13 protein-coding genes are annotated in these 24,628 nt (G+C 42.6%); 2 read left to right on the forward strand and 11 right to left on the reverse strand.

Features of this window, described 5'->3' with window-relative positions; all coding sequences use genetic code 11:
- Positions 1–88: 88 nt before the first annotated feature.
- Entirely contained in the window at positions 89–1,354 is a 1,266-nt protein-coding gene (locus C4F40_RS07955) for a DUF819 family protein (RefSeq protein ID WP_196938805.1), read from the forward strand.
- A 340-nt stretch (positions 1,355–1,694) separates the two neighbouring features.
- On the opposite strand, the gene C4F40_RS07960 is transcribed toward C4F40_RS07955, so the two are convergent.
- Positions 1,695–2,078, reverse strand: coding sequence for an HU family DNA-binding protein (locus tag C4F40_RS07960; protein ID WP_196938806.1), 384 nt, complete (start codon positions 2,076–2,078; stop codon positions 1,695–1,697).
- A gap of 341 nt (positions 2,079–2,419) precedes the next feature.
- Here C4F40_RS07960 and C4F40_RS07965 point away from each other — a divergent pair, with 341 nt between their 5' ends.
- A complete protein-coding gene (locus tag C4F40_RS07965; RefSeq protein WP_196938807.1) occupies positions 2,420–2,860 on the forward strand; it encodes an acyl-CoA thioesterase in 441 nt (146 codons plus the stop codon).
- Between the two features lie 61 nt (positions 2,861–2,921).
- Here the strand turns inward: C4F40_RS07965 and C4F40_RS07970 are convergent, their stop codons facing one another.
- The 10 genes from C4F40_RS07970 to C4F40_RS08015 form a co-directional block, all read right to left on the reverse strand.
- A complete protein-coding gene (locus C4F40_RS07970; protein ID WP_196938808.1) occupies positions 2,922–4,781 on the reverse strand; it encodes a DUF4859 domain-containing protein in 1,860 nt (619 codons plus the stop codon).
- A gap of 40 nt (positions 4,782–4,821) precedes the next feature.
- A complete protein-coding gene (locus C4F40_RS07975) occupies positions 4,822–5,805 on the reverse strand; it encodes a hypothetical protein (protein WP_196938809.1) in 984 nt (327 codons plus the stop codon).
- Positions 5,806–5,816: 11 nt separating this feature from the next.
- Positions 5,817–6,467 (reverse strand): hypothetical protein, encoded by a 651-nt coding sequence (locus C4F40_RS07980; RefSeq protein WP_196938810.1) that lies wholly within the window; start codon positions 6,465–6,467, stop codon positions 5,817–5,819.
- A gap of 46 nt (positions 6,468–6,513) precedes the next feature.
- A complete protein-coding gene (locus tag C4F40_RS07985; RefSeq protein WP_196938811.1) occupies positions 6,514–8,010 on the reverse strand; it encodes a RagB/SusD family nutrient uptake outer membrane protein in 1,497 nt (498 codons plus the stop codon).
- Between the two features lie 49 nt (positions 8,011–8,059).
- Positions 8,060–11,179, reverse strand: a complete 3,120-nt coding sequence (locus C4F40_RS07990) for a SusC/RagA family TonB-linked outer membrane protein (RefSeq protein ID WP_196938812.1) — start codon at positions 11,177–11,179, stop codon at positions 8,060–8,062.
- 483 nt (positions 11,180–11,662) lie between these two features.
- Positions 11,663–13,069, reverse strand: a complete 1,407-nt coding sequence (locus tag C4F40_RS07995) for a DUF6055 domain-containing protein (RefSeq protein WP_196938813.1) — start codon at positions 13,067–13,069, stop codon at positions 11,663–11,665.
- A 12-nt stretch (positions 13,070–13,081) separates the two neighbouring features.
- Positions 13,082–16,492: a family 43 glycosylhydrolase gene (locus tag C4F40_RS08000; RefSeq protein ID WP_196938814.1), complete on the reverse strand. Its 3,411-nt coding sequence runs from the start codon at positions 16,490–16,492 to the stop codon at positions 13,082–13,084.
- 14 nt (positions 16,493–16,506) lie between these two features.
- Complete coding sequence (locus tag C4F40_RS08005) at positions 16,507–19,563, reverse strand: beta-L-arabinofuranosidase domain-containing protein (RefSeq protein ID WP_231389962.1); 3,057 nt, start codon at positions 19,561–19,563, stop codon at positions 16,507–16,509.
- 290 nt (positions 19,564–19,853) lie between these two features.
- Positions 19,854–21,470: a RagB/SusD family nutrient uptake outer membrane protein gene (locus C4F40_RS08010; RefSeq protein WP_196938816.1), complete on the reverse strand. Its 1,617-nt coding sequence runs from the start codon at positions 21,468–21,470 to the stop codon at positions 19,854–19,856.
- A 60-nt stretch (positions 21,471–21,530) separates the two neighbouring features.
- Entirely contained in the window at positions 21,531–24,476 is a 2,946-nt protein-coding gene (locus C4F40_RS08015) for a SusC/RagA family TonB-linked outer membrane protein (protein WP_196938817.1), read from the reverse strand.
- Between the last annotated feature and the right edge of the window lie 152 nt (positions 24,477–24,628).

Consider the following 24,628-nt stretch of genomic DNA (forward strand, 5'->3'; position numbering starts at 1 on the left):
TTTAACAAACAAACTTGTATAAAGTTGCACGAACTAGCAGGGTTAATGAATTTTATTATATAAATTCACAAGGTTTTTAAATTAAATTATGCAAAACGTTATTTCTGCTGCCGAACCTTTGATTACAAATACCACTGTGATCGTAGGTATATTAATGTCCATACTAGGATTCGTGTTTTATACATCGAGTTTATCGAACAAATATATCAAAGGCTTCTATAATATTATTCCCCCTTTATTGTTATGTTATTTTCTTCCGGGGATTTTAAATTCCTTTCACGTTTTCGATGGTGAGAATTCTCCACTCACCGGTATTGGAAGTCGGTATTTTTTACCAGCATGTTTGATCTTATTTATTATCAATTTGGATTTAAAGGAGATGTGGGCATTGCGTAAGCGTGCAGGTTTAATGTTCATCACAGGTACAGTTGGTATCCTACTCGGTGGTCCGCTGGCGGTATGGCTCACGGCACTTGTCGCTCCCGATGTAGTAGGAGGCGCCGGTCCGGATGAGGTATGGCGCGGATTAGGTGCCTTAGCGGGATCGTGGATCGGAGGAAGTGCTAACCAGGTGGCACTTCGCGAAATCTTGCAGCCCTCACCAAAGCTATTTTCTTCGATCATCGCGGTAGACGTTTTTGTCGCTTACATCTGGATGGCATTTTTATTATATGGTGCGAGTAAATCCAAACAGTTTGATAAATTTTTCAAGGCCGATTCAAAAGATGTCGATGTATTGATGGTCAAAATGGATGAAAAATCAAAAGCAAATAACCGTATGCCGGAGACAAAAGATTTTATCCTGATGTTGGCTTTAGCATTTGGGGGAACAGGATTAGCCACTTTCTTGGCAGAACCTATCGCTAATTACGTAGCGCAATATTATCCCGATTTGGAAAAATTTTCATTGACGAATAGTTTTTTCTGGATAGTTCTTATTGCAACTATAATCGGTATATCCCTTTCCTTTACTCCGGCTAAAAAACTTGAACATGCAGGAGCATCTAAAATAGGTACGGTGTTATTGTATATGCTTATCGTGACGATAGGCATGCAAATGGATATTCTTGCTATTTTAGACAACCCCGGACTATTTGTGGTTGGGATCATCTGGATATTGTTTCATGCGTTATTACTCCTGATCGTCGGCAAAGTCTTTAAAATACCCTTCTTTTATTACGCTGTAGGAAGTATGTCGAACATTGGCGGAGTTGCATCGGCTACGGTAACGTCAGCAGCGTTTCACCCTTCGCTTATTTCCGTCGGGGTTATTCTATCTGTTTTTAGTTATGCGATAGGCACCTATGCTGGTTGGGTTACCGCGCTACTCATGCAGTTGGTATCTCCTATTTAGAAAATGTAAAGGCCGCAGCCCCGTTGTGCATAACTACACAAAATCTACTTTAATGTCATTCTGGAAATGGAAAATCGTTATAAAATCAACATATTTTGATTAATTAATTTAATCTTTGGTTTATACTTATAACTCCAGAAAGTTCAAAAAAATGTTTTTAAAACTCGCCGAAGTCGTTTTTCAAAACGCTTCGAACACTTTTTAAACTATCCGAAGCGAGTTTAGAATCTCTCCGAAGCGTTTTTTTATTTTACCACGGTCGTTTTAGGCTTTTTTTTGCCCAAAAAAAAGCCTGCACCCAATAAGGAGCAGGCTTCGACCTACAATTCAAAATGTTGAATTACTCGATTTTCTTAAAAGTTAAACTTGTCAGGATCGTTTTTATTTGCTTCCCTGGATTGAAAATCAGACGTGTACGAAAGATGTTGGATGCATTGACCTCTTCACTTGTATCGTTACCTGTACTATTCGAGCTCAGGCGAAAGGAGCCCAGATTACCCAAGCGGACAATATATCCCCGAGAAATGTTGCGCGGAATCTCCCGCACCAGACTCTGCAGCACAGCATATACATCGGCTTCATTGATGGACGAAGCATGCGAAATATCAGAAGCTAGATCTTCCAAGGCGATTCCTCCCGTATGTACTGGACGTGCGTAGAACTTTTTGGGAGCGGTAAGATCTCCCGGTTTACCGATTTCGACTACATTGTACTTAATTGCCATAATTACAAAAAATTAAATTTAAACACTAAACATTTACTTTACTCTCGTTGCAACGATACAAACATAGCACATGGGGCTGACGCCGAGGGGGTAAAATTCCGCCAAAATATAGATATCCCGAAAAACTTTTTGGCGGAATTTTACCCCTTTAAATATCCAAATCGTCTAAGGTAAGACAACAAATATGATGTGGAAGCTGTATAAGCAAAGAAATCGCCGAGCATTTATGAACTGTAGTATAGCGATCACCGAATCGAATCACCTGGTCTTGTTGCCAATTGCCAGGAAATATTGTTCATGAAAGTTTTATTGGTTAGATTTGAACAACAAGCGATTTAAGAATGAAAAACAACACATATTATGAGGGTCAGGTGATCTGGGCTCAGATCGATGCAAATCGCCATTTACGACATTCTGCTTATGCCGATTTTTGTGCGCAGGCCAGAAGCAATATGCTTAATAAAATGGGGTTATCTTTAAATGAATTTGCAAAACGCAAAATAGGTCCCATTTTATTTCGAGAAGAATTAATCTATTTGCGTGAAGTAACGTTAGACGAACGTATTTCGGTAAAAATTGAGATGACAAAGTTTAACAAAAAAAATGCACGTTTCTCCTTCCGTCATGAAGTGTACAAGGAAGATGGCGTGAAAGCGGCAGTGGTGAATGTGGATGGTGCTTGGTTAGATCTGGAACAACGGAAATTGGTGAACATACCTGAAGAATGGCATCATATGCTCGAAAAGCTACCGTTAGCGGAGGATTATGTTGAGGTAATTTAAAAAAATCCTGTCAAATCAAAAGATTGACAGGATTAAAAAACTAACTAAACGAGGTTAAAGATTATTCTATCTTTATATTAAACACAAATGTGGCCTGTACCGTTTTACCCGGCTCATACTCATATACGAGCGCTTGTTTAAGTACATAAGATCCTGCAGATGCAGCTCCAGGAAACTGGCCAATATTAAATATTAAACCATTTTGATCAAATTCAGAGAAAAAGAAAGAATTAGTCCCCCAAGTGGTCACGTTACCTTTGTTATCCAGCCACTGACCATAACCATTCGCTGTTCTCGTGGCATTTAATGTTCCATTTTCTTCTACAGCATAAAATTTGATTTTACCACTCTCCAAGAGTGCATTCAATTCTGTTACCCTAACCGCGAAAAGTTCAGCAAATTTGGCCTGATCGATAACTACCGGTGTTACTGCGTAGTTATCATTTCCTAAAGGAAGAGAAAGATTGCTGACAAAACTCACATTCTGTGGTTGACTGCCAGCATCAACATACCCTAGGATACCCGTATTCGTGAAAGACAACTCATAAGGCCATTGTTCATCATTTGCTTCATCTTCATCCCACGCATGCGGGGTGTATACCGTAGGTGCTCCAGAAACAACAAACCATAAATTCTTGCAATTAGCAGGCACAGTGAAAGAAGCATCCCCTTCCGCAGTTCTATTCATCGTTCCGTAAACCCGTGTGCCATTTTCCAATAAAGCAACATAACCATAACGCCAGCCTGCGCGACTAGCATCTACAGGATTAAAGCCTGTCGCATTGGGGAGGCCTTTGAAATGCGTCGTAAGGATCGTACCTGATGGAGCTAAATTCAAAGGAACTACATTATATCCCGTAGTTCCTGGACAACGATTATAAGAAACACGAAATGCTCCGCTTTCCTGCTTTCTAAAAGAGTTTGTCTGCTTACCGATATAATTCGCGCCATTGCTCCGTAAGGCGTCTATATCCCATGTTACAAATTTGGTTGCAGCCTCAAATATCTCATCGTTGAACTGATTAACATCCACTCCGGTTACCCGCATATAAGCCTGCACAGGATCTTCGGGTGCCGTAGCAGCTCGCCAAACCCGACCAACAATATCGATACCATGTTTAGATGCCCAGTAATCGTGTATAAAGTAACTTGCGTAACGATACCATTCATGATGTATATGACGATGGTAATTTTCTGTGTAAACGGTAAAATTATAGGAACTAAAAGCTTCCATAGGATAAGTCTGATGCGCTTGCCATTGCGCTGTCTGTTCCCAGAATGCATTACCACCGTTTCCACCAAAGCCATAGCGTAGGCCATGATTAGCACCTAGGTCACAACGGACTTGATATTGAAAACTATGGCCTATTTCATGCGCGATAGTCGATCCCACGGGCTTGCATGTTGCAGGGTTGATCCACAAGGCTCCTATAACATCATCGTAACCACCACCGAAAGCCATCCATTCTGTCGTGTAATGTAAGAAAATCATCATCTTATATTTATCCAGGTTAGATTTACCGACACCACGCTCGGCAAATTTCAATGTCTTGATATTGACATCATAAAACTGTTCGGCTTTTGCTAATAAGTCATCGATATCAACCCGGTACGTCTCCTGTACAGACGCAGAATTGGGATCATTGCGACCGTATCCAGCACCCCAGAATACGATAAAATGTGCCGATTCTTTACTCCTGTCATAAGACCATGTACTCGCATTGTTATAAAAATTCATATCTTCAAATTCTTTGGGGATATAAATTTCTAACGAGTCGTCTTCAAAACTGACTTCCTCACCCGGCAACGGAGCGATCTGTTGGGCGGCAAGTTCATCCAGCAATTTCTTGTTGCATCCTGTATTCAGAAGAATAACCGGAAAAAACAGCAACATGATTCCTTTTAATAGTAATGTTTTCATCGCTTTATCTTTTATAAACAAAATTTGCAGAACAGTATCATCATTTCTTTTTGGTGAATGTTTTCATATGGGTGGTAATCGTAAATGTTCCAGAAGTGTAGAACCGAAAAGATATCAACCCAAATAAATCACTGATTGTCTCATTGAGCCTACCTGCCGGAACCTTAAAATCATTACGCATATTGGAATCTTCCCAACGTGAACCTCCCACATTTAACACAGAGAAGTAGGGAAAAGAAATGCCATAATCTGGCATTTGATGAACAATAGCCTCATTCGTGAGCGTCAATGGATAGTAAGGATTCCAATCTGTAAAATATGGATGCGTATTGCTTCTTCGAACAATATCTCCAGCAGCTGGGTCTAGCACCTCCCCATTCTTATCAACAAATTTGTAGATACACCAGGATCCTTCTGTACCAGATTCGTGTTCCACCTCCACATACACTTGTGAATCTTCTGTTAAATAAATCGACCCGTCCGCATTATTCAATCGCTTATAAGCAATATTATGTGTCGTCTCTAACGGAATCAACTCAATCTCGCAGGCATCAGTTACCTGTGTGGTTCCTTTGCTGTTGGTCGCCTCGACATCGATATTAAATTTTCCAGTTGGCAAATAGGCGGTCGCCGCAGAAAATTCCAGTCTTCCACCGATTGTATTCACTCGAAATGGCGTAACCAGACTATCTCGAATTTTTTGGCCCAACTTATCCAATGTATTATCCTCGCTGGTAATCTGGTCCAAAAAAGTGTAAATCATGCGAGGCTCCGTAAAGCTTTCGGTGATGTCGTTCCCTGCCTCATCTTTGACTTTTAATAGTTTTACGGAAAGCGGATTTGTAGAACCGTTCCCGACAATGGGAGATGTATAAGTTGTCTGGCCCTGTTCGACACGTAGAGGATTGACCAGGTAAAATATATGGTCACTCAAGTAACCGATTTCGGGCTTACGGCATGCATACACAAATAGCAAACCGAGGAGTAGAAGGCCTAATGAAGGTTTTAAAAATTTTCTTTTCATGATTTCACAGGTTAGTTAGTAAAGCTTGCAAAGACATGTGTATTCTGCAATACATGTAAAATAGTACCATTCCCATTTTGGGTAGTTATCCCTGTTGTCTGGCATTGTACACGCGTGGGCGTCGTCAGCCCCAAATCCCTGATGTAGTACAAAAAGTATACGGGAGTCGTTGACCACCGGTAGTATTGAGGGTCTGTCTGTAATACTTTTTGTATTTTTATGTTCGTTGAACCCAGCGATGTATAGGTCGTCTCAGACGTATTAACGTCGTTTAAAGCCAGCTTATTCGTAAATAAATACTGCTTTACAGAATCGGCGGGTAACTCATCAAACAGCTTTTCAAGCGTATACACCGCATCTTCGTCGTCTTCACGTAGTCGCCGCTGTTGTTCATCCATGTACAAATTTATAGAGCGATCAGTAGGTACAAAAAACGTCCCCGCATTATTTACCGCTTCCTTTAAATTATAATGATCAATAATGGTCAATAGTGTATCAAAATAATGATACTTATGTGCCGCCAAGTAATCGTAGGCATTGTATGGTGTCGAAGCGTTGTGCAGCCCCCCATCAGTCAAGTAAGCATCTTTCTTGCAAGAGATATGCAATAAGAAGAATAACGCCAGTATCGCGAATGTGGTATTTCGAATATTTTTTTTCATCTGTATATCATTTTGACTTTTAATGTCATCACTATTTTTCAGTTAACTATCGCATTTCAGATGCCCAATAAGGTGTTTGTGAAAAGAGCGGATTGTTTATAATCAACACCGGATCAATTGGCCAATAATATTTGCCACGCTGAAATTCACTTGCTGTAATTTTGGTTGATCCGCCTGATCCAAATCTATACACGCCTTTTACCTTTGCCAAACGCACCAAATCATAGAACCGATGTCCTTCGAGAAATAGTTCGCGTCCGCGCTCATTGATGGCTTCTTCAAACAATGCTGCGTCTGCCACCTGAGTCGATCCCAATCCGGCAAGTCCACGAACGCGATTAATCAAATCCCTGGATGCACCGAATTTATCCTGAGCGGCGTATGCTTCCGAAAGCAGCAAAGCAATATCCGACAAGCGAAAAACAATAATATTACTCATAAAAAGAGGCAGTACCACCGTTCCGCTCGTGGTATAGCTGATATTTTTATATTTCAGGGAGATCGGATCAGCCGTATCAAAAAAATCAAATCCATGCACCACACGTAGATCAGCCGGATCATTAAAAAGTGTCTGCCTCAATGTCAACGTATCCAGTGGCCACGCAGCATTTCCGGTATTCGTCGTTAAATAGGGTGCCTTCAAGGTATAGGAGCCGATCATATCCCTCGCGGTCTCGGTTTGGCTATTTTGCGCTATCTCGAAAATACCCTCCGTGGAATTGCCCTTAAAAATATCCGTGTAATTGTTCCGAGGCGTATAACTATAATAGTCATTATTTATTAACTCCTTGGCTGCCAACTCGCAGTTTTCATAATCGCCATCCCAAGCATATATGTGGGCTAACAGCGCCAATACAGCTCCCTTATTCGCTCTGACTCCTTTATCTACAGCGGAAACATTGTCCCAGGACAGGTAGCTTTTGGCGAGTAGTGCATCATCCAAGGCTTTTTTGAGCACCTCTTCTGCCGTAGCTCGCCTATAATTGGTCATGTCTACAGTGGCGCTTACCTGATCATTAACAATGGGCACACCTCCCCAAACGCGTGCCATGTAGAAGTAAGAAAAAGCTCTTACAAAATAGGCCTCGCCAATAAAGTGTCGAATAGATGTTTCGTATTCGGTGTCAAAACTTTCTTTCGGAATTCTAGGCAGATTCATCAAGCAGGAATTTGCCTGTACAATAGCACTGTAAAAGTGGTCAAATCGGCGATTGCGCATCATGGAGCGCCACGTACTCGCCGTCGGAACCGCCAAAGCCCAGTCTAACTCTTGGATCTGATTAAAATCTTCTCCGCCGAGATCGCGCTCAGGGGTGAAATAATCTGTCGGAAGATCACCGTGCGCATAATGAAAGAGGCCATTATTCAACGCTTTGCGAAGCAAGGCATACATACTCGCTACTGCTGCATTGCCGTCCTTTTCGGTTTTCCAAAAATTTTCGCTGGCTTTAGAGCTAATAGGATCCTCGTCTAAAAACTTGTTACAGCCTGTTAATCCAAACACAGTGGATAACAATAGAAGGGCTATATATATTTTTTTCATAGAATTTCAATTTTATTACTGTTTTACTACTCAGTTACCTTACTTACCATTAAAAAGTGAGATTCACGCCCATCGTAAACTTACGAACCAAAGGATAGCGATTTCCATTACTGTATCCATTCGGCTCAACAGCCTCCGGATCAGGTAATGTGGATTGATTTGACAGATACACATTATCGATCATTCCGAATAGCCGCGCACCATTCAGTTTCCAGCGTTTAACCAAATCTGCTGGTAAGGCATAGCCCAACATAATATTTTTAACACGAAAGAAACTACCATCTTCTACGAAATGTGACTGCGCAATATGCCATCTATCAATAGTGGTATTGGTAATATTTCCAAATTCTGCATCCGTATCGCCGACACCGGTCCAATAATTAAGATCTTCGAGGGTAGAAGGTCCTGCGATAACTCCCCAATTGCTATAGATATTAGCGGCCGTACCATTTAACTTATCCGAAGTGTACCCATTCCAAACCTTCCGCCCCGTAATGAAGCTACATAAAACGGACATCGAAAAACCTTTATACGTAAAAGTATTGACCCAGCCGCCTGTCACTCTCGCGTTGGGACTTCCGTATTCCACCTTATCGTTATCGTCAATGTTGTAATCGCTGTTTTGATCTTTGAGAATAGGATCTCCTGCACGCATAGGTGCGCCCAGCATGGTCATTTTAAGGCCTGTTAATGGATCAGTAGGAACAGCGGCATCTGTAGCATAAACGCCATCCACTTCCCAAACTTTGTATGCAAATAAGGGTTGGCCAACCGTCAATGTCTGCTGCATCCAAGGCGGTCCGACAATTAAATCTTGCCCTCCATTGGGCAACTTGGTTACATAATTATCGTTGATAGCTAATGTAAATGTACTGTTCCAATTAAAATCTTTCTCTCTCGGAAACACATCCGCATTTAATGTAAATTCTACTCCGGTATTTCTCAAATCAAGCACGTTGCCGCTATAATTGGCATATCCAGAGGTTGTTGGCGGCAAGAGACTTGTATAGTACACATTTTCAGCATTGCGTACATACCAATCTGTCGTTAGATTGAGTCGACTCTCCCAAAAGCTCAGATCTAAACCAATATTTAGTTGCGGATACCTCTCCCAGGTCAAGTTTCGATCACCCGCGTACGATGCATAATCGGGGTAAAGCACTGTCGTACCATTGTAGGTCGTGGCAGTAGCCGAATTTCCGGCTCCAAAAGACGAATTGTAGTATGTCGCATTACTGGAGAGCAGGTTGTATTGCGCATAATAGCTTGCGGGGTCATTTCCGGTCACACCGTAACTCGCACGCCATTTGAATTGATTGATGGTTTCCTTCAATGGTGAAAAGAAATTTTCGTCCGCCATATTATAGGCTACGGAAAAGGAGTAAAAATCGGTCCATCGCTTAGAGACGTTGTAACGTGAAGACGCATCTCGACGATAGCTGGACGAAAAGATATACTTTCCTTTGTAATCATAATTAAAACGGCCGAAAGCGGCCACACGTTCCCGTTGATCGACATACGTTGACGCAAATAGGTTACCTCCAGGCGATAAATTGTAAATCGTGCTCCCTGTCACGTCTCTGCCAGAAGCCTCGGTCCGTTTGTTAGTTTGTTGTTGCGCCTGTTGGCCAGCAATCAAGTTGAAAGTGTGATTATTCACTTCCTTGGTCCAAGTTAGGTAGTTTTCTATTTCCCATACTTTGGTCAAATAACTCCAGTTGTAGGCGTTGTCTGCACCAGTACCATTGATAAACCGGCTATGTAGCCAATCTCTCCTATTGTTATTGTACGTATACGAAAATGAACTGGTAAACTTCAAATCTTTCAGAATGTCGATGTGCAGTTGTGTATTGGACATAATGGTAGCGGTGACATCTTCATCCATCGTATCGTACTCTCCACGGTAGGCGATTTTCTGTTCGTCGGTCAATTTCCAAAAAGAAGATGGAAAACTCCATGTGTCAAATGGAAAGTTAGATCCGTCTCCGAAACCATGTTTGACGTTAACAAAGGTAGGATTCAATACCGTCTGCAATCGAACACGTTCAAAAGGCCGTAAGGTTAAGTTCAATTTAGGCGCAAATCGTTGTAGACCGTAGCCTATCATCGAGCCATCTTCTTTATAATAGCCGAAAGATAACCGGTACTGCGTGGTTCCGGATGACCCCTCCATACTCGCATCGACATTCGTCGTCGGTGCTGTCTTAATAAAGACACCTTGCCAATCGGTATTGTTGTTGAAAGCAGCATTTAAACTATCTGTCAAAAACATAGAAAGATTAGCCAGCTGATCCCAAGCGCCCATTTTGTGCAGCAGATCCATTTTCAACTGCCGTTCACTTGCTCCTATTACGACTTTACGCAATGTAGGCTCTGTGGCAATGCCTTGATAAAAATTTAGATTAAATCTCGGAGGTGCGCCCGCTTTGGCCGACTTCGTCTTTACCATAATAACGCCGTTTGCACCACGAGATCCGTAGATTGCAGAAGCTGCCGCATCTTTTAAGACATCGATCGATTCGATATCATTAGGATTAATGGAAACAAGTGGATTATTTCCATACGCATTTGGCATATCGTTAACATCGTAAATCATGCCATCTATAACATATAAGGGATAACTTACACCTCCAAGAGAGACGCTGTTACTCCCACGGATATTGACGACACCATTACTCCCAGGCTCACCTGAAGAGCTTAATGCGGTCAAACCTGCAACGCGACCTTGCAACATCTGATCAAAGGTTGGATAGGGTATATTTTCGATCTCCTTACCTTTAATTGTCGTCACGGCTGCCGTTACCTTCTTTCGATTCACTTCTTGATAACCGACGACGACAACTTCGTCTACGTTAGAAGCGTTTTCCTCCAGGACAACGCTAACCTCATCGCCGCTCGAAATTGCGACCTCTTTAGTTATATATCCTACGTAAGTAAAAACAAGACTTTTCCCAAGCCCCGAGATACTAATCGTAAAATATCCGTCTTCTTTCGTAGATGCAACACCGCTTCCTCCTTTTTCCCTTACGGTCACTCCCGACAAAGAACTTCCTTCTGAACTGCTGACCTTGCCGGTAATGACAACAGACTGTGCAATCAAATCATGTTGACAGAATACTAAAGAGACCAAAAAAACGACCAAGATTTTAAGTAGATACATTTTTTTCATACGTTAATTATTTGTGTTAAAATTTAGGTTAATTGTGTCTAGTAATATTGCCCCTCTGTTTTGAACTTAATAAGCAGAACAAAAATCATATCTGAGGTACAACAATGAATAAACGAATATCCAAAATGCAGTATAGTATACTATGTTTTCATTATCTTCATAATTTAAAAATTTAAAAAATCTATCTATATGATTCAACCTCAGCCGAACCTAGAACTGCAGTCATGCTCCTCAGAAACAGATACGTTATCAATTAGTTATATAGCAAATGTAACATCAAAATGACATAATTTATCACCCGATATTCGCCTATCAAAACCATTTTTTAACCTACTTGTAGCCTTTACAAAAAACTTAAAAAATTATGCTTCCTGCCAGTCCATATTCACAACAGAAAAGCCTACTGAATAATCTCCAGTAGGCCCACAGGTAGTAAGTAGTATGAAAAAAAAACTATTTATATCAAGAATATACGATCAAAAACTACCTTTTGACCACTAACACATCCGGATGAACAATAGTCCCGTCCAGTCTAAACTGATATCCCCATTGTTCGTCATTCGCATCATCTCCATCCAACAAGTGAATACTATGCTGTATTGGCGCGCCACTAACCACCAACCACAGGTGTTCTGTTTGCTCGGGAACGGGAAAAACAAGATCACCTCGCACATCCTTTCCCGTCGTGCCATATACACGCTCACCATTCTTCTTCATAGCTACAAACCCGTACCTCCACCCTGCATTTTCAACAGCGGTAAGACGGTATCCCTCCTGACCGGCCATGCCGGTAAAATGAAGCTTTACGGATGTACCCTTTGGTGGAACGACAAGCTTAATTCCGTTATAACCATAGTTTTGTGGAGCCACTGCAGAATCGATCCGATAGGAATCGTCAGACTCGGCAATCAATTGAGTTGTATGTTGGTTAGCATAAGGAGCAGCATATATTTGGACACGAGGCAAATCCCAGGTCATAAACCGGCGATACCCGTCAAATAACTCGTCATTGAAGGTGTCCTGGTTCATGTCATGCAAGCGTTGATACGTAAGCACCGCATCTTCACCTACCCGGGCCTCACGCCATAGCCTGCCATGAAAATCAGTCCCATGTAACATGGACCAATATTCAAACACATAAGGCGAATGGTACATATTTGTTTCATGGAGAAAAGCATAATGTGTTTTATCCATGAAGCTTTTCAGATGGTAATTTTCGAAGTTCATCCAGTCCGGATAAACCTGCCACAACAGGTATTGGGCACCCATTTCAAAAATAGCATGCCCCCTGCTCCCCGCTACGCTCGATGAATATGCCCAGGCACCATCACTTTTGGCCAAATATTGAAAACAGTGTGCCATCTCATGGGCAACTGCTCCATAGGGAGGATATTGCAAGCGTAATGAAGACGCCCATAAGACACCTACACTATCCGCTGCCCCACCCCCAAAAGCCGTTCCCTCGTCTCCTCCGATCACAAAGAACAATAGTTTATACATATCGGTCAACGACTTTCCACGTTGCACCATTTTTACTGTATCCCGGTAATGCATATAAAATCGTTCACATTGCGCAAGGATAGCTATGGGATCGAATCGCTTTGTACTATTTATATGATTTTTGGGGTCGTCACCATATTCTTTAGCCCAAAATATAGCAATATTTTCAGATTCAACTTTGCGCGAATAACTGTATTCACTGTCTTCATTCCGGTAATCGTTCGCCTCGGGCACCCGCCATATCTTTGAAGGCAGATATAATTCCTTAACATACTGCTGCTGCGCTCGTACACCAAACCGTACGAAAAACAAGACCAACACCCCTATCAGCTTTATCGGGCAAATTTGCTTATTTACATATTTACCCATTTTTACTCCTGCTAAATTCATATCGTGTATCTGCTATCTAACATAAACCCGCACCTCGCCAAACTCCCCAAACCCTTCCTGATTGTTTGTCGCGATCTGGTACAAGCCAACTTTAAGTCTACGCCCGTCCAAATCTTCTCGTACAAAAGGGCTACTCGGTAGATCTGTCCACGTCTTACCATCTTTGGAAGACCGCAGATAGAAATATTTTCCTGACCGCTGTATCTGAATGAACGAATCAAATGCCAACCCTGTACCGTTATTTCCTTCCTGATGGATACGGGTACCAACGCTTCGCGCTAAATTACCTAGGTTCCACCCCGTCAAAATCGTATTGTTTATATAGGCTGACGGGCTATCCATATCTTGAATCATAATACCGGCTTCGCTCGATGAGCGGGTCTGGCTCGACAATCCGGCTACATCAATGATCTTGACCTCTATCGTAAAATCACCTTTCAGTTCCTTGTAAACAAATGGCGGCACAAGGTCAGTATCGCCCCATTTTGTATGTTTTGATCCTATACGCCAGATTTGTTGATCTAGATTAATGATGGTCTGGGTACTATCCAAATATGAACTGAACTGACAACCATCCCAAAACGGGATTTTTCCCTCCGGTAATCTAAATGTTTCTTCAATGTCTATATCTGGTAAAAGTCTTGGTTTGACGACATCCGCAGCGGCTTCCAGTACCTTACTGACATTGCCAAATTCGTCTTTAGCATGAACCTGTATAAATGAACCAATATTCATTTTATCAAAAAGATAATACGATTGCTTCACCCAGCCGGAGCTGATTCCCCCGCAAGAGAACAGATACAACAATCCCTTCTTGTCTTCATCAACCTGCACAAAAAGATCCTTACCATTAATATAATGCGGTTTGACAAGCAGTGATGGTGTATAATCCGCTAGTTCGCTTTTTGATTTTTCCTGCCAAATGCGATAGCGTGCTGCCGCCTGCTCTGCTGAAAAATCACCTTCATAGGCATTGAAAAAATGAAAAGCTGCTTTAAAGTAGACCGAGTGATCTTTTACCGCAAATAGCTTCTTCAATTCCTTCAACTTACCCAATTTACCATTTATATAACATATAGTTTTACCCTGATGGTGAACAAGCACATGGTGGTTCCATGTCTTTCCATCAAAAAGATCGAAGTCCAACGTATAATCCTCTTTAAGCAGCACATCTTTTAATGAAGGGTCTTGAAGCCTTTTTATTTCCAAAGCCGTTCGCTGACCGGCAACTTTCACAACCGCAGCATCGGCAACGACCGCCACCGCATTGACGGATCCGTGATTTTTCAAATGCGTAATCGGCCCCAAATCCAGATCATCCGTCTGCATGGCGAAATACCCGTCCACATCGGACTCCGTCACGTACCGCTCTTTTATCAACTCTACTGGGATATTTTCATTGTAAACCTTCAAGTCTGCCAAATAACCGCTAAAGTGATTATCCAATAGATCTGAAGCACCGACAACAAATGCATCACCCCCACGAACATACAACATCCGGTTTTGCTCGCTTTGCATAACACCGTCCACGTAAATGCGCTCCATATAGCCGTCGAAAGCAATCACCACATAATGCCATTGATCTGCTACAGGAAAGGTTTTATAGCCCAAATCCGGCCAGGAACCGTGGACAACGGCTCCTCTTTGGGGATCACTGCCTACACCAAAGACGGCCCTCGTCATATCCTGAGTGCCCTTGGACCAAGCTAATACCTGCTCAAGGCGTTCCACCGTAGGATTATTGACCCACATGGCTACCGTATACGAACTATTACCTTCAAGGGACTGCGGTACACCAAAGGTAGAGCGAAGGGCGACGGAACCATCAAAGAAAAAAGCTTGCTTACCTTGGTACTGCTTAACCAGTACCTGTTGTTCGCTCTTCAGCTCTCCGCCAAGTAGCGCTTTATTCTGAATAATCGATAATCGCTGTCCTTCTTGATAATCCGAGGCCTCCACGTGGAGTAGATTACCTAAGATCTGTTCTGTTGACGGCATAGACTGCGGTGCTGACCAAATTGTTTCTTTCTTCAACCGGTCGCTGTAGACCTTGATATTCCAGACACCGCGAGGTAACCCGGACAATTGGATATTCCATATTTGTAAGCGCACATAGCGTGCCTTTACTTTACCATGCTCCAGTACCGGGCTAGCCCAACGATTGTTTGCCGACCGATCGACAAAGGTTGTCCATCGCTGGCCATCTTCCGATGTTTCGACCGTATACTGATAGGCATAGGTCGGGTATTCAAACTGAATTTCCACCGTCTGTACATCCTGCACAACGCCCAGATCAATATGCAACCAAGCCGGTTGCTGGTTTTCTTTTGCTCTCCATAGCGTTCCATTATTATCGTCAACAGCAAAAGAAGGTCGGAAATCTTCGTTATAATAAGAAGAAACTTCTACAGGTTTGCCAAAGGCTTTATCTTCTGGATAAGAAGTAGTTTTCAACAGATCTTTTACACCCTGGTGCGTCGGAACAACATTTTTAATATCACCATCTGCTGTAAAAAACAATTCATCGATGGCGAGCTGCCGATGGAATCCTCCTCCCGAATGGGGATTATTATGCCTATGATAGACAATAAAATAACGTCCATCAACTTCTAAAATACTATGGTGCCCGGGTCCGTGAATCGTACCATCGGCATTGGTGACCAAAATAGGATTGTGATCCGGATATTCGAATGGTCCCATAGGGCCTACCTTGCTTTTGGCATACTGTACCCGATAAGAATGATCTTCACAATGACCCGATGAGTACATGAAATAGTAAATTCCGTTACGTTTGAATACATAAGGAGCCTCAAAAAAATCTTTTGCTACAGTATTGGGTATTAATTCGATTTTCTCAAAGCTCTTCATATCTTTATTCAGCATCCCTACCGCACATCCGTGATCCGGATAAATACCCCAAGTCCCCCAGTACATATACATCTTGCCATCGTCATCGGTAAATGTCTGTGCATCTAGCGTAATCACTCCCGGAATCATATAGTTGGGAATAATAGACCGGCCGTTGGGCGCCAGCGGTTCCCATGGCCCTACCGGGCTATCGGAGACCGCTCCGAAAATTTCTACGGGCTGACTGTAATATAAATAATATCTGCCGTCATAGCCTATGGTCATATCAGGAGCCCAATACCAATGTGTATTCGGCCAGTTCATGGGTTGGATAGTCCAATTTACAAAATCTTCGGATGTCCATACCTGCGATGGTCCTGCCCCCCAACCATTGCCATCGGTAGTCGCATAAATATAAAAGGTATCGCCAATCTTCTTTATAGTCGGATCAGCAAAGTAGCCGGGCAGAATAGGATTTAAGAGACCAGGTTGCTGGTATCCCTTTAGTTGCTGTGCATGGGTCAAATTGACCCAGTTACACAGTAATAAGATCAGGGCTTTAAAAATATGCTTCATAAAGAATCTGCTTTCTATTTCAGGGTAACGTCTAGATAAACCGAATGACGTCCGTAGGTGTCGTAAAAAGGCTTAAAGACAACGTTATCAATAGTAAACTGTAATTTAGAGGAATCTCCCTTGATCGACTTGCTGATATCTTTGGCATCTAAGGTAACTTTTCGCCAATCTTTCCTTGCCGCCGGCTCTTGGGCGGCCAACAATATTGGCCCATAAAACAAACTGGCAACATTTTGCTGATCCATGACGGGATCCAGATGAAATTGGAAAGGCATCTGCAATTCGATGACATCGCCATTCTTCCAGTTACGGCTCAATTTTAGATAACTTCCCGGCTCTGCTTGTATTTTCTGATTCTTACCGTTAATCTTCACAAAGAAACCTTTAGTTGCCCATTTAGGTACGCGCATATGTACATCAAATCTTCCGCTCCCTTTGATTGTTAAGCGTGTCTGATCTTCTTTCGGAAAACTTGTAACCTGCTCGACGATCACATTACGTTCGGTCCAATTCAGGGTAGACGGCACATACAGGTTGACATAGAGCGCTTCGTCATCTTTGCTTTTAAAGTAAATCGAATTCTGTAGCTTTGTGCTACTCTCTATAGCTGTTCCATTACAACACGTAAATCCGGTCATATTCGGATTACCAAATTGCTTGATCGACCCTGGACCGAGGGGTACGTGGTAAGTATTGGCAGGTGTGTTTTCGGCTACCGAAGCGAGGATATGGTTGTACAATCCACGCTCATAATAATCCATATATTCTGCCCGCTGATCGAAAAGAAACAAATTACTGGTCAGCTTAAGCATATTGTATGTGGCGCAGGTTTCGTTTTGTCCACCAGCTGAAAAACCATTCTCATACAATGTAGCAGGTTCGGCCGTGAAGACCTCGGCATTGGCCGGATTACGTGCCCCCGCAACACCGCCAATACTGTACATATAATCATTGACAGCTTTGTACCAAAAATTGTCGGCCACTTTATAATATTCAGGCAGATTGGAAACATTGTACATTTCGATACTACCCACGATCTGCGGGATATGTTGATTAGCATGCAAGCCCCGAAAGGTATCCACGTTCTTGGCCAATCCATGCGAACGTTGGGCGTCGCCAAAGAACATATCGATATTATCAAAAAGCTGAGCTGTTTTCAGATAATGCTCTTTCTTGGTAATGCGATAAAGATGGGCCATGGTTTCGTTCATACCTCCGAACTCTCCGGCAATGTAGGTATTCCATATTGCGATCAAGGTTTCCTTTGGCAACTGACTCAACCGGGCATGAACCCAGTCACTCATCCCTAAAGCTACTGCAAGTGCTTTTTCGTTACCACTTACTTCATAGATATCGATCAAGCCGGCCAAAATTTTATGCAATGTATAGTAGGGTGCCCACACCTGGCTTTTCTGACCTCCGTACTTCGCTCCTCTTTCCAACATGATAAACTGATCCGGTGGATAGGCACTGATAAAGCCTTGTCCCCAGTTCCAATAGTCTGTACGAATACTATCTGCACTGAGATTCGAATCATAATCCGTTTTCCCCGGACCTACCGGTACAGCCGTCGGATCGGATACCGATTCTCCACCTGCAGAGATAGGTTTTCCGGACAATTGGGCCAATTCATATAGCGTATTGACCATATAATGCATCTTCTCCGCAAAATTAGCTTGTAGGGCTTTGTCATATCCCGTACTGGCATAGGCCTGCGCTATGGCCGTTAGGTAATGGCCGGTAGCGTGTCCGCGCAACTTTGTATCTTGACTATCCCACACGCCTAATGGTTTAGCGCCTGCTGGCTGAGGCTGACCGAAAGCATCGCGAAACATATACAAAAATGAATTGGGATCGGTTGCTGCCAATGTGGATATAAACTTATCCCGGTTTTTCATGAATTTGGTTTCTTGATCGTGAGAATCGGCATCCAATGAAACCTGGCTTAAATGAAATTCCTGTAAGTTAGCGTTTGGTGTACTAGATTTAGCGGCACCTTTTACCGTGACGACAGCCTTGGGTTTTAAGTCCGTGCCTGACACACGTCCGGTTATGGTATAGCGACCTGCCGACAAGACGGTGCTGTTATCGGAAGGAGCTGGCCACAATACGCGTACTTTTGGTCCTTCCACCCCTTCTTTATAGGCTCCGTTTACGAAACTTGGCAACCTGGGCAACTCCCCTATTTCTGTCTCCACTTCCACATCAGACACCCCCACTAGGTATGCATTGTAAAGCTGCGCTTGTGTCAATGGAAAACTTGGTAAATCTTCTTCTGCCGGCCTCACATTAACTCTACCCCGGGTTCCTGCTCCTTGAGCATTGCTTAAAATACCGGAAATTTGATTCTGCGTCAATGGAATACGGTATATACGAAAATCACGCACCAAAGCATCCAGATTAGGATCTCCGGGCATTAAGGACTTTCCGATATAAAGTTTATTTTGTTCTGTTGAGGAATGTCCGAATACCGCAGGTAATTCTTGCGGAATATCTTCCGCTTCCCCGACAAGTTTGCCATCAATATATATCCTGATCGCCTTGGCTGGAATATCGACCACAACTGTAAGGTAAACCCATTTATTGAGTTCGATAGCAGATGATGTCGCTCCTTTTACATCACTTTTCTCGGCGGTAATCAAGGCCTGAACCCCTTTCTGGCTGGCTGTTCCGACAGGGGCTGCAAAAAAACGGGTGTTTATATTTTTGCCAAAATCGAACAAACGCTGACCTTTTTTATCCGAACGCAAGTAGATCCATCCGGATATACTGAGTGATTCCATATCTGTCAATGCATCTCCCGGTATCGTGACAAAATCATTATTGGCTCCGGAAAGTGACAACACCTTTCCAAACCGACTGTCATCTACAAATTTAGCTTCCGCAGCATGTGTCGCATGAAGGTTATTCCGAGACCAGTCTTTGAGATCACCATTCAACATATAACGGGCAATCATCCCCGTCTCGCCGATACCGTCCAATATCTGGTCGCCGCCTTGTGCCTGAGCAATGTAAGCACCTTCAGCAAAAAATACAACCGACAAGATAATACGTGTAAATACTTTGTACATTTTCATGTTTTTGTTATTCATTTAAAAAGTAAGGTTACCTATTCAAACAGAAAACAGGTTTTAGAATACTAATAAAGGTAGGAAGAAATATGTATGCCCCAATTAGTCTATTTTAACTAACCTTAACACGATATTAACAGCTGTCTGTTCAACTCGGATAAAGTTAAACCCAGCAAAATACAAAGTTAGGCTTATTGGATACCTATCTTATTTTAGTTATCTTAATAAAAAAGAAGACCTTCATAGCTTAAGGCCTTCTTAATTAGAAATATCTAAAACACGTGCACGAATCAATAATCGTCGTTTTGATCTAACTTAGGGTTTTTAGTTCTTTCGGCATTTGGTATCGGGAATAATGTTCTGGACTGCGCCTTAGCATGCGGCCGATGATTGAACCAACTTTTGGTTTGAAAAACACCAAACCGGATAATATCTTGCCGACGACGCGCCTCTGCCGCAAACTCCCACCCTAATTCATCCAAAAAGCGACCGTATTGTATGTCAGCGCCACCATTAGAAGTAGCCACAGATCCGTCTTTTTCCTGCCAGCCATAATTATACGTACTTCCTTTCTGAAGATCTCCTCCGGTGACTATTGCCTTCTCCGGATTATCCAAAAAAGCACGTCGACGAACTTGCGTCACCAGTACTGCCGCTTCATCTGCCCTAGCCGTCCGCAATAGAGCCTCCGCTTTCATCATTAATATATCAGCATATCTAAACATCGGATAATCATTGTCCAAATTGGTAGTCGCGCCCTTTTTTATCTCGTATTTTCCTAACCTATATCCGGCGTTAGATGCAGCAATCGTACCGTCACCACCGATACCTGGCACATGTTTCAAATAGTTGATTACTTCCACACCTGTGGACGCGTGGTATTGAGGTCCTTGTAGCCAGGAGTCATGCAATCGGCTATCGTCAGTATCGTACGTATCGATGAATTGAGGAACAGCACAGTTACCTCCCCAAGGTCCCGCCGCCATAGCATAAACCAATCGGCTCAGTGGGTCTAATGATTTCATGTGTAACTGATTGCCATGTCCATATATCTCATCATAGGGAACAGCAAATATAATTTCCGAAGAATTTTGATTGGTCGACGAAAAAACACTGCGGTAATTGTCGTCCAACCGATAATTGTTCGTCTTGATAATATCATCTGCTTCATCAATCACTTTCTGCCATTGGGCTGTCCCTGTATACACCTCTGCATTTAAGTATATTTTTGCTAACAAGGCCTTTGCTCCCCAACGGTTCAACCTACCGTACATCGAGGTTCCTACCTCTTCGGAAAGATTGGGTAAAACTTCCGTCAGCTCTTTGACGACAAAATCGTAAAGTTCCTTTCTTGTCTTCTGGTCAGGCAAACTATCATCACGGTAATCTGTCACAATCGGCACGTTGCCATGATTATCCAACAACAAATAATAAGCTAAAGCCCGTGCGGTTCTCAGCTCTGCCAAAGCCGCCTGCCCCACTTCCTCAGGCAAATTAAGTGTCCCATCCTCAATCTGCATAATCACCATATTGGCCTTCGTAATACTGGCATACGCCTGTTGCCAGGTGTTATAAGGTTGCCATTCCTCAGATGTCCACGTATGCTGGTGCATTCGTCGATACGTACCCGCATCGTCCCATCCATTAGGCCTTACCGGGGTAATGATATGGTCTGCGCTTTCTTCCTGCAGATCAAAATAACCTTGCCAACCAAACATCAATGACCGGAAAGATGCATAGGCCGGAGCCAAGATAAAAGGCAGATCCTTCTCTGTGGGATTGATCGAACTTCCCAACGCCTCCGAATAAACCTGCTCATGCAGGTCTGTACAACTTTGAAAAGAAAAAGTTGTCGTTCCTAAGAACGCACTTAATAATGCTATATGTTTAATTTTTCTTGTATTCATGACAAATTTGTTTTGCTTAGACAATTAGCTATGCTTTAGTTTCCTATTAGAATCTCTTCCTTAAAAAGTAACATTTAAACCACAAGTAAACGTACGTGTCGTAGGATAACGATCACGATGTTCAATACCTGGTGCAAACAGAAAATCTCCTTGATAGCTCGTGGCTTCCGGATCCAGACCTTTGTATCCGGTAATTGTCAACAAGTTCAATCCCGACATATAAAGTCGTAAGTAATTAATTCCTTTGACAAAATTCGGCTTAAATGTATATCCTAACGTCACATTGTCCAATTTCATAAAATCTCCATTTTCAATATAATGTGACACGTACACCAAATCATTATTCAAGGTCTTGCCATACACAGGATCGTAAGCTGTCTTCAACACATTGTATGCTTTATTTACGGGATTCTCATAATACAGTCTTGACATATTCAATATCTTATGGCCAAACGCCCCTCTGAAACTGAAACTAAAATCAATATTCTTGTACTGTATAGCATTATTCCATCCCAGATTAAAGTCCGGAATGCCGTTACCATAAAACTTTCTGTCCTCAACAGTAGCATCTTGGATAGGGATAATATCTCCATTTCTATCTTCTACAAGCCATTTACCATCATCGTCCAAACCCACCGTTTTTAACACATAAAAGTCTCCAATGCTACGCCCTACTTGAACACGATGTGTAAATGTCTGGATCGGCTCACCTGTGTAACCTGCGTCGAAGAATTCACGAGTCACCCCAAACTTATCATTGGAAAGATTAACCAACTTGTTTTTGTTTGTTGATAGTGTAAAACCTGTCTTCCATGAAAAGACCTCCTTCTTGACCACATCGGCATTGATCAATACTTCAAAACCTTGATTACTTAGTTCTCCGGCATTGATCATCATGTTACTGACCAGATAGGGCGGAACAGGCACCTCAAAATAGTACAAGAGATCCTTTACATTTCTGGTGTAGTAATCCAATGAACCGTAAATACGATTATTCGCCAGACTAAAATCTAAACCAACATTGAGCTCTTCTTTACGCTCCCAGCGCAAGTCCGGATTGAAATTTCTTGCCGGCACCAGCCCTGGTACCCAAGTACCGTTGATATAAGCACCTTGCTCCCGTAAATAGTTGTAACTGATCTGCGAGTTATATGGTGATCCGGCGATCGTACCGGTAACGCCAAATCCTGCACGTAACTTTAACTGGTTAATAGCTGGTACTTCTTGCAGAAATTCTTCTTTGGCCACATCCCATCCAACAGACACTGCCGGAAAACTTCCCCACTTGTTATTCTCACCAAATGTACTTGATCCTTCCCGGCGCAAACTCGCCATAGCCATATATTTATCTTTATAGCTATACGTAACACGTCCAAAAAAACCGATCAAGGTCTGCTCCTGCTTATGGCTTTCCATAACTGCCAACCCGCGCTGTAAAGCAGCTCCGGATTGCAAAAAGTTGTAACTATACTCGTCTGTAGGAAAATCAAAATTGTAGGCATAAAAATTCTCAAAACTATTCCTTTGCCAGCTGTACCCTGCTAATCCCGTAAATTTATGTCCATCGAATGATTTATTGTAATTTACCGTCAGTTCCATCAGATTTTCGACATTCGCTTGTGTCCATCTGCTCGCCGTTCCGTTCAAATTGTTTTTTGTCGTATTGACATGGTCAAATGAAGTTGATAATCCGTTCAAATCATTGGACTGCACACGCGAGAACAAGCCTTTTACACTGAGATCATCTATGGGACGATAGTCCAAAGAACCATTCATCCGTGTTTCGCGGAATATCCGGTCATTGACCGACTCATGTATCATACCCAATGGATTGTCATACATATAGGCATCGCTTTCCTGCCACTTTCCCTGGTCGTTCCTGATACGATCCGTCGGATTCCGTATCATCGCTTGTCTCCACATATATTCAGAACTACCTCCTTGAAGTGCTTTGATACTGCTATTGATAACCTGAACATGGCTTCTTAACTTTCCGTCAAACATCTCGTGATTCAGATCTGCTCTGATATTCAACCGATCTTGTCCACTTTTCAACAAGATACCATCCCAATCACGGTAATTGACAGATCCTGTAAAATTTGTTCGGGAATTCCCGCCAAATAACGTGAGGTTATGATTGTGGCTAAACGGATTTTGAGTCACCTCATCGATCCAGTCGGTAGCGTTTCCCAAATCTTCATAATTCTCGCCATCGGCTATCAAGCGTTGATAATCGGATGCAGTCATCAGATCAGGTTTGCGGAGTATCGTCTGAATACTTGCATAATTATTGTACTCTAACGTAGTACGGCTCTCTGCCGAACGATTTTGCCGTGTCGTAATAAAGATAACACCGCCGGTAGCCCGTGTTCCGTAGATTGCTGCCGCAGAACCATCTTTCATCACATCGATGGACTCAATATCCTCCGGAGCGACTGACGTCAATTGCCCCGGAATACCATCGATAATAACCAATGGATTGGTAGCCCCTTGTATTGAATTGAGACCACGTAGGTTAATCTGCGTCGAACTGTTTGGGTCTCCACTCGGTGTCGTCACCCGTAGACCGGCCACTTTGCCTTGGATCAGCTGCCCAGCATCTTTCACCGCTCCTTTGGTGAACTCTTCTGCCTTTACACTGGCCACAGAACTGGTGATTTCTCCTTTCTTTTGGGTTCCATAACCGACGACGACAACCTCGTTCAATTGTTCTACGGCCTCCTCTAACAATACGGTTATCGTTCGTTGATTTGTAATCGATAACGTAGTGGTTTTATAACGCAAAGAGGATACCGTCAACGTTATATCTCCTGTGTATTTCAATAAAAAAACACCGTTTTCATCTGTTGAATATTTCGAGGACTGATTACTGACTGAAACCGTAGCTCCGACAACAGGAGTGCCGTTAGCTTCCACCACTTTTCCGCTTAACTCAATTTGCTCTTGCGCGTGCAAAGTCCACATTGCACACCAAAATAGGATTAGTAAAAAATAGTTTTTGTTCATATGTGTTCAATTATTCATTGTTTATAAGATTGTAAAGACGCCGTATGGACGCTACCCATCACCCCGATTGCTAATAAAGGCGCTGTCATGACCTTCGTCATATCCATTAAGTTTATATGTACTAAATTAGTGACATACGACTTTACATTTAA

The organism is Sphingobacterium pedocola, from assembly GCF_015209965.1.
Lineage (GTDB): Bacteria > Bacteroidota > Bacteroidia > Sphingobacteriales > Sphingobacteriaceae > Sphingobacterium > Sphingobacterium pedocola.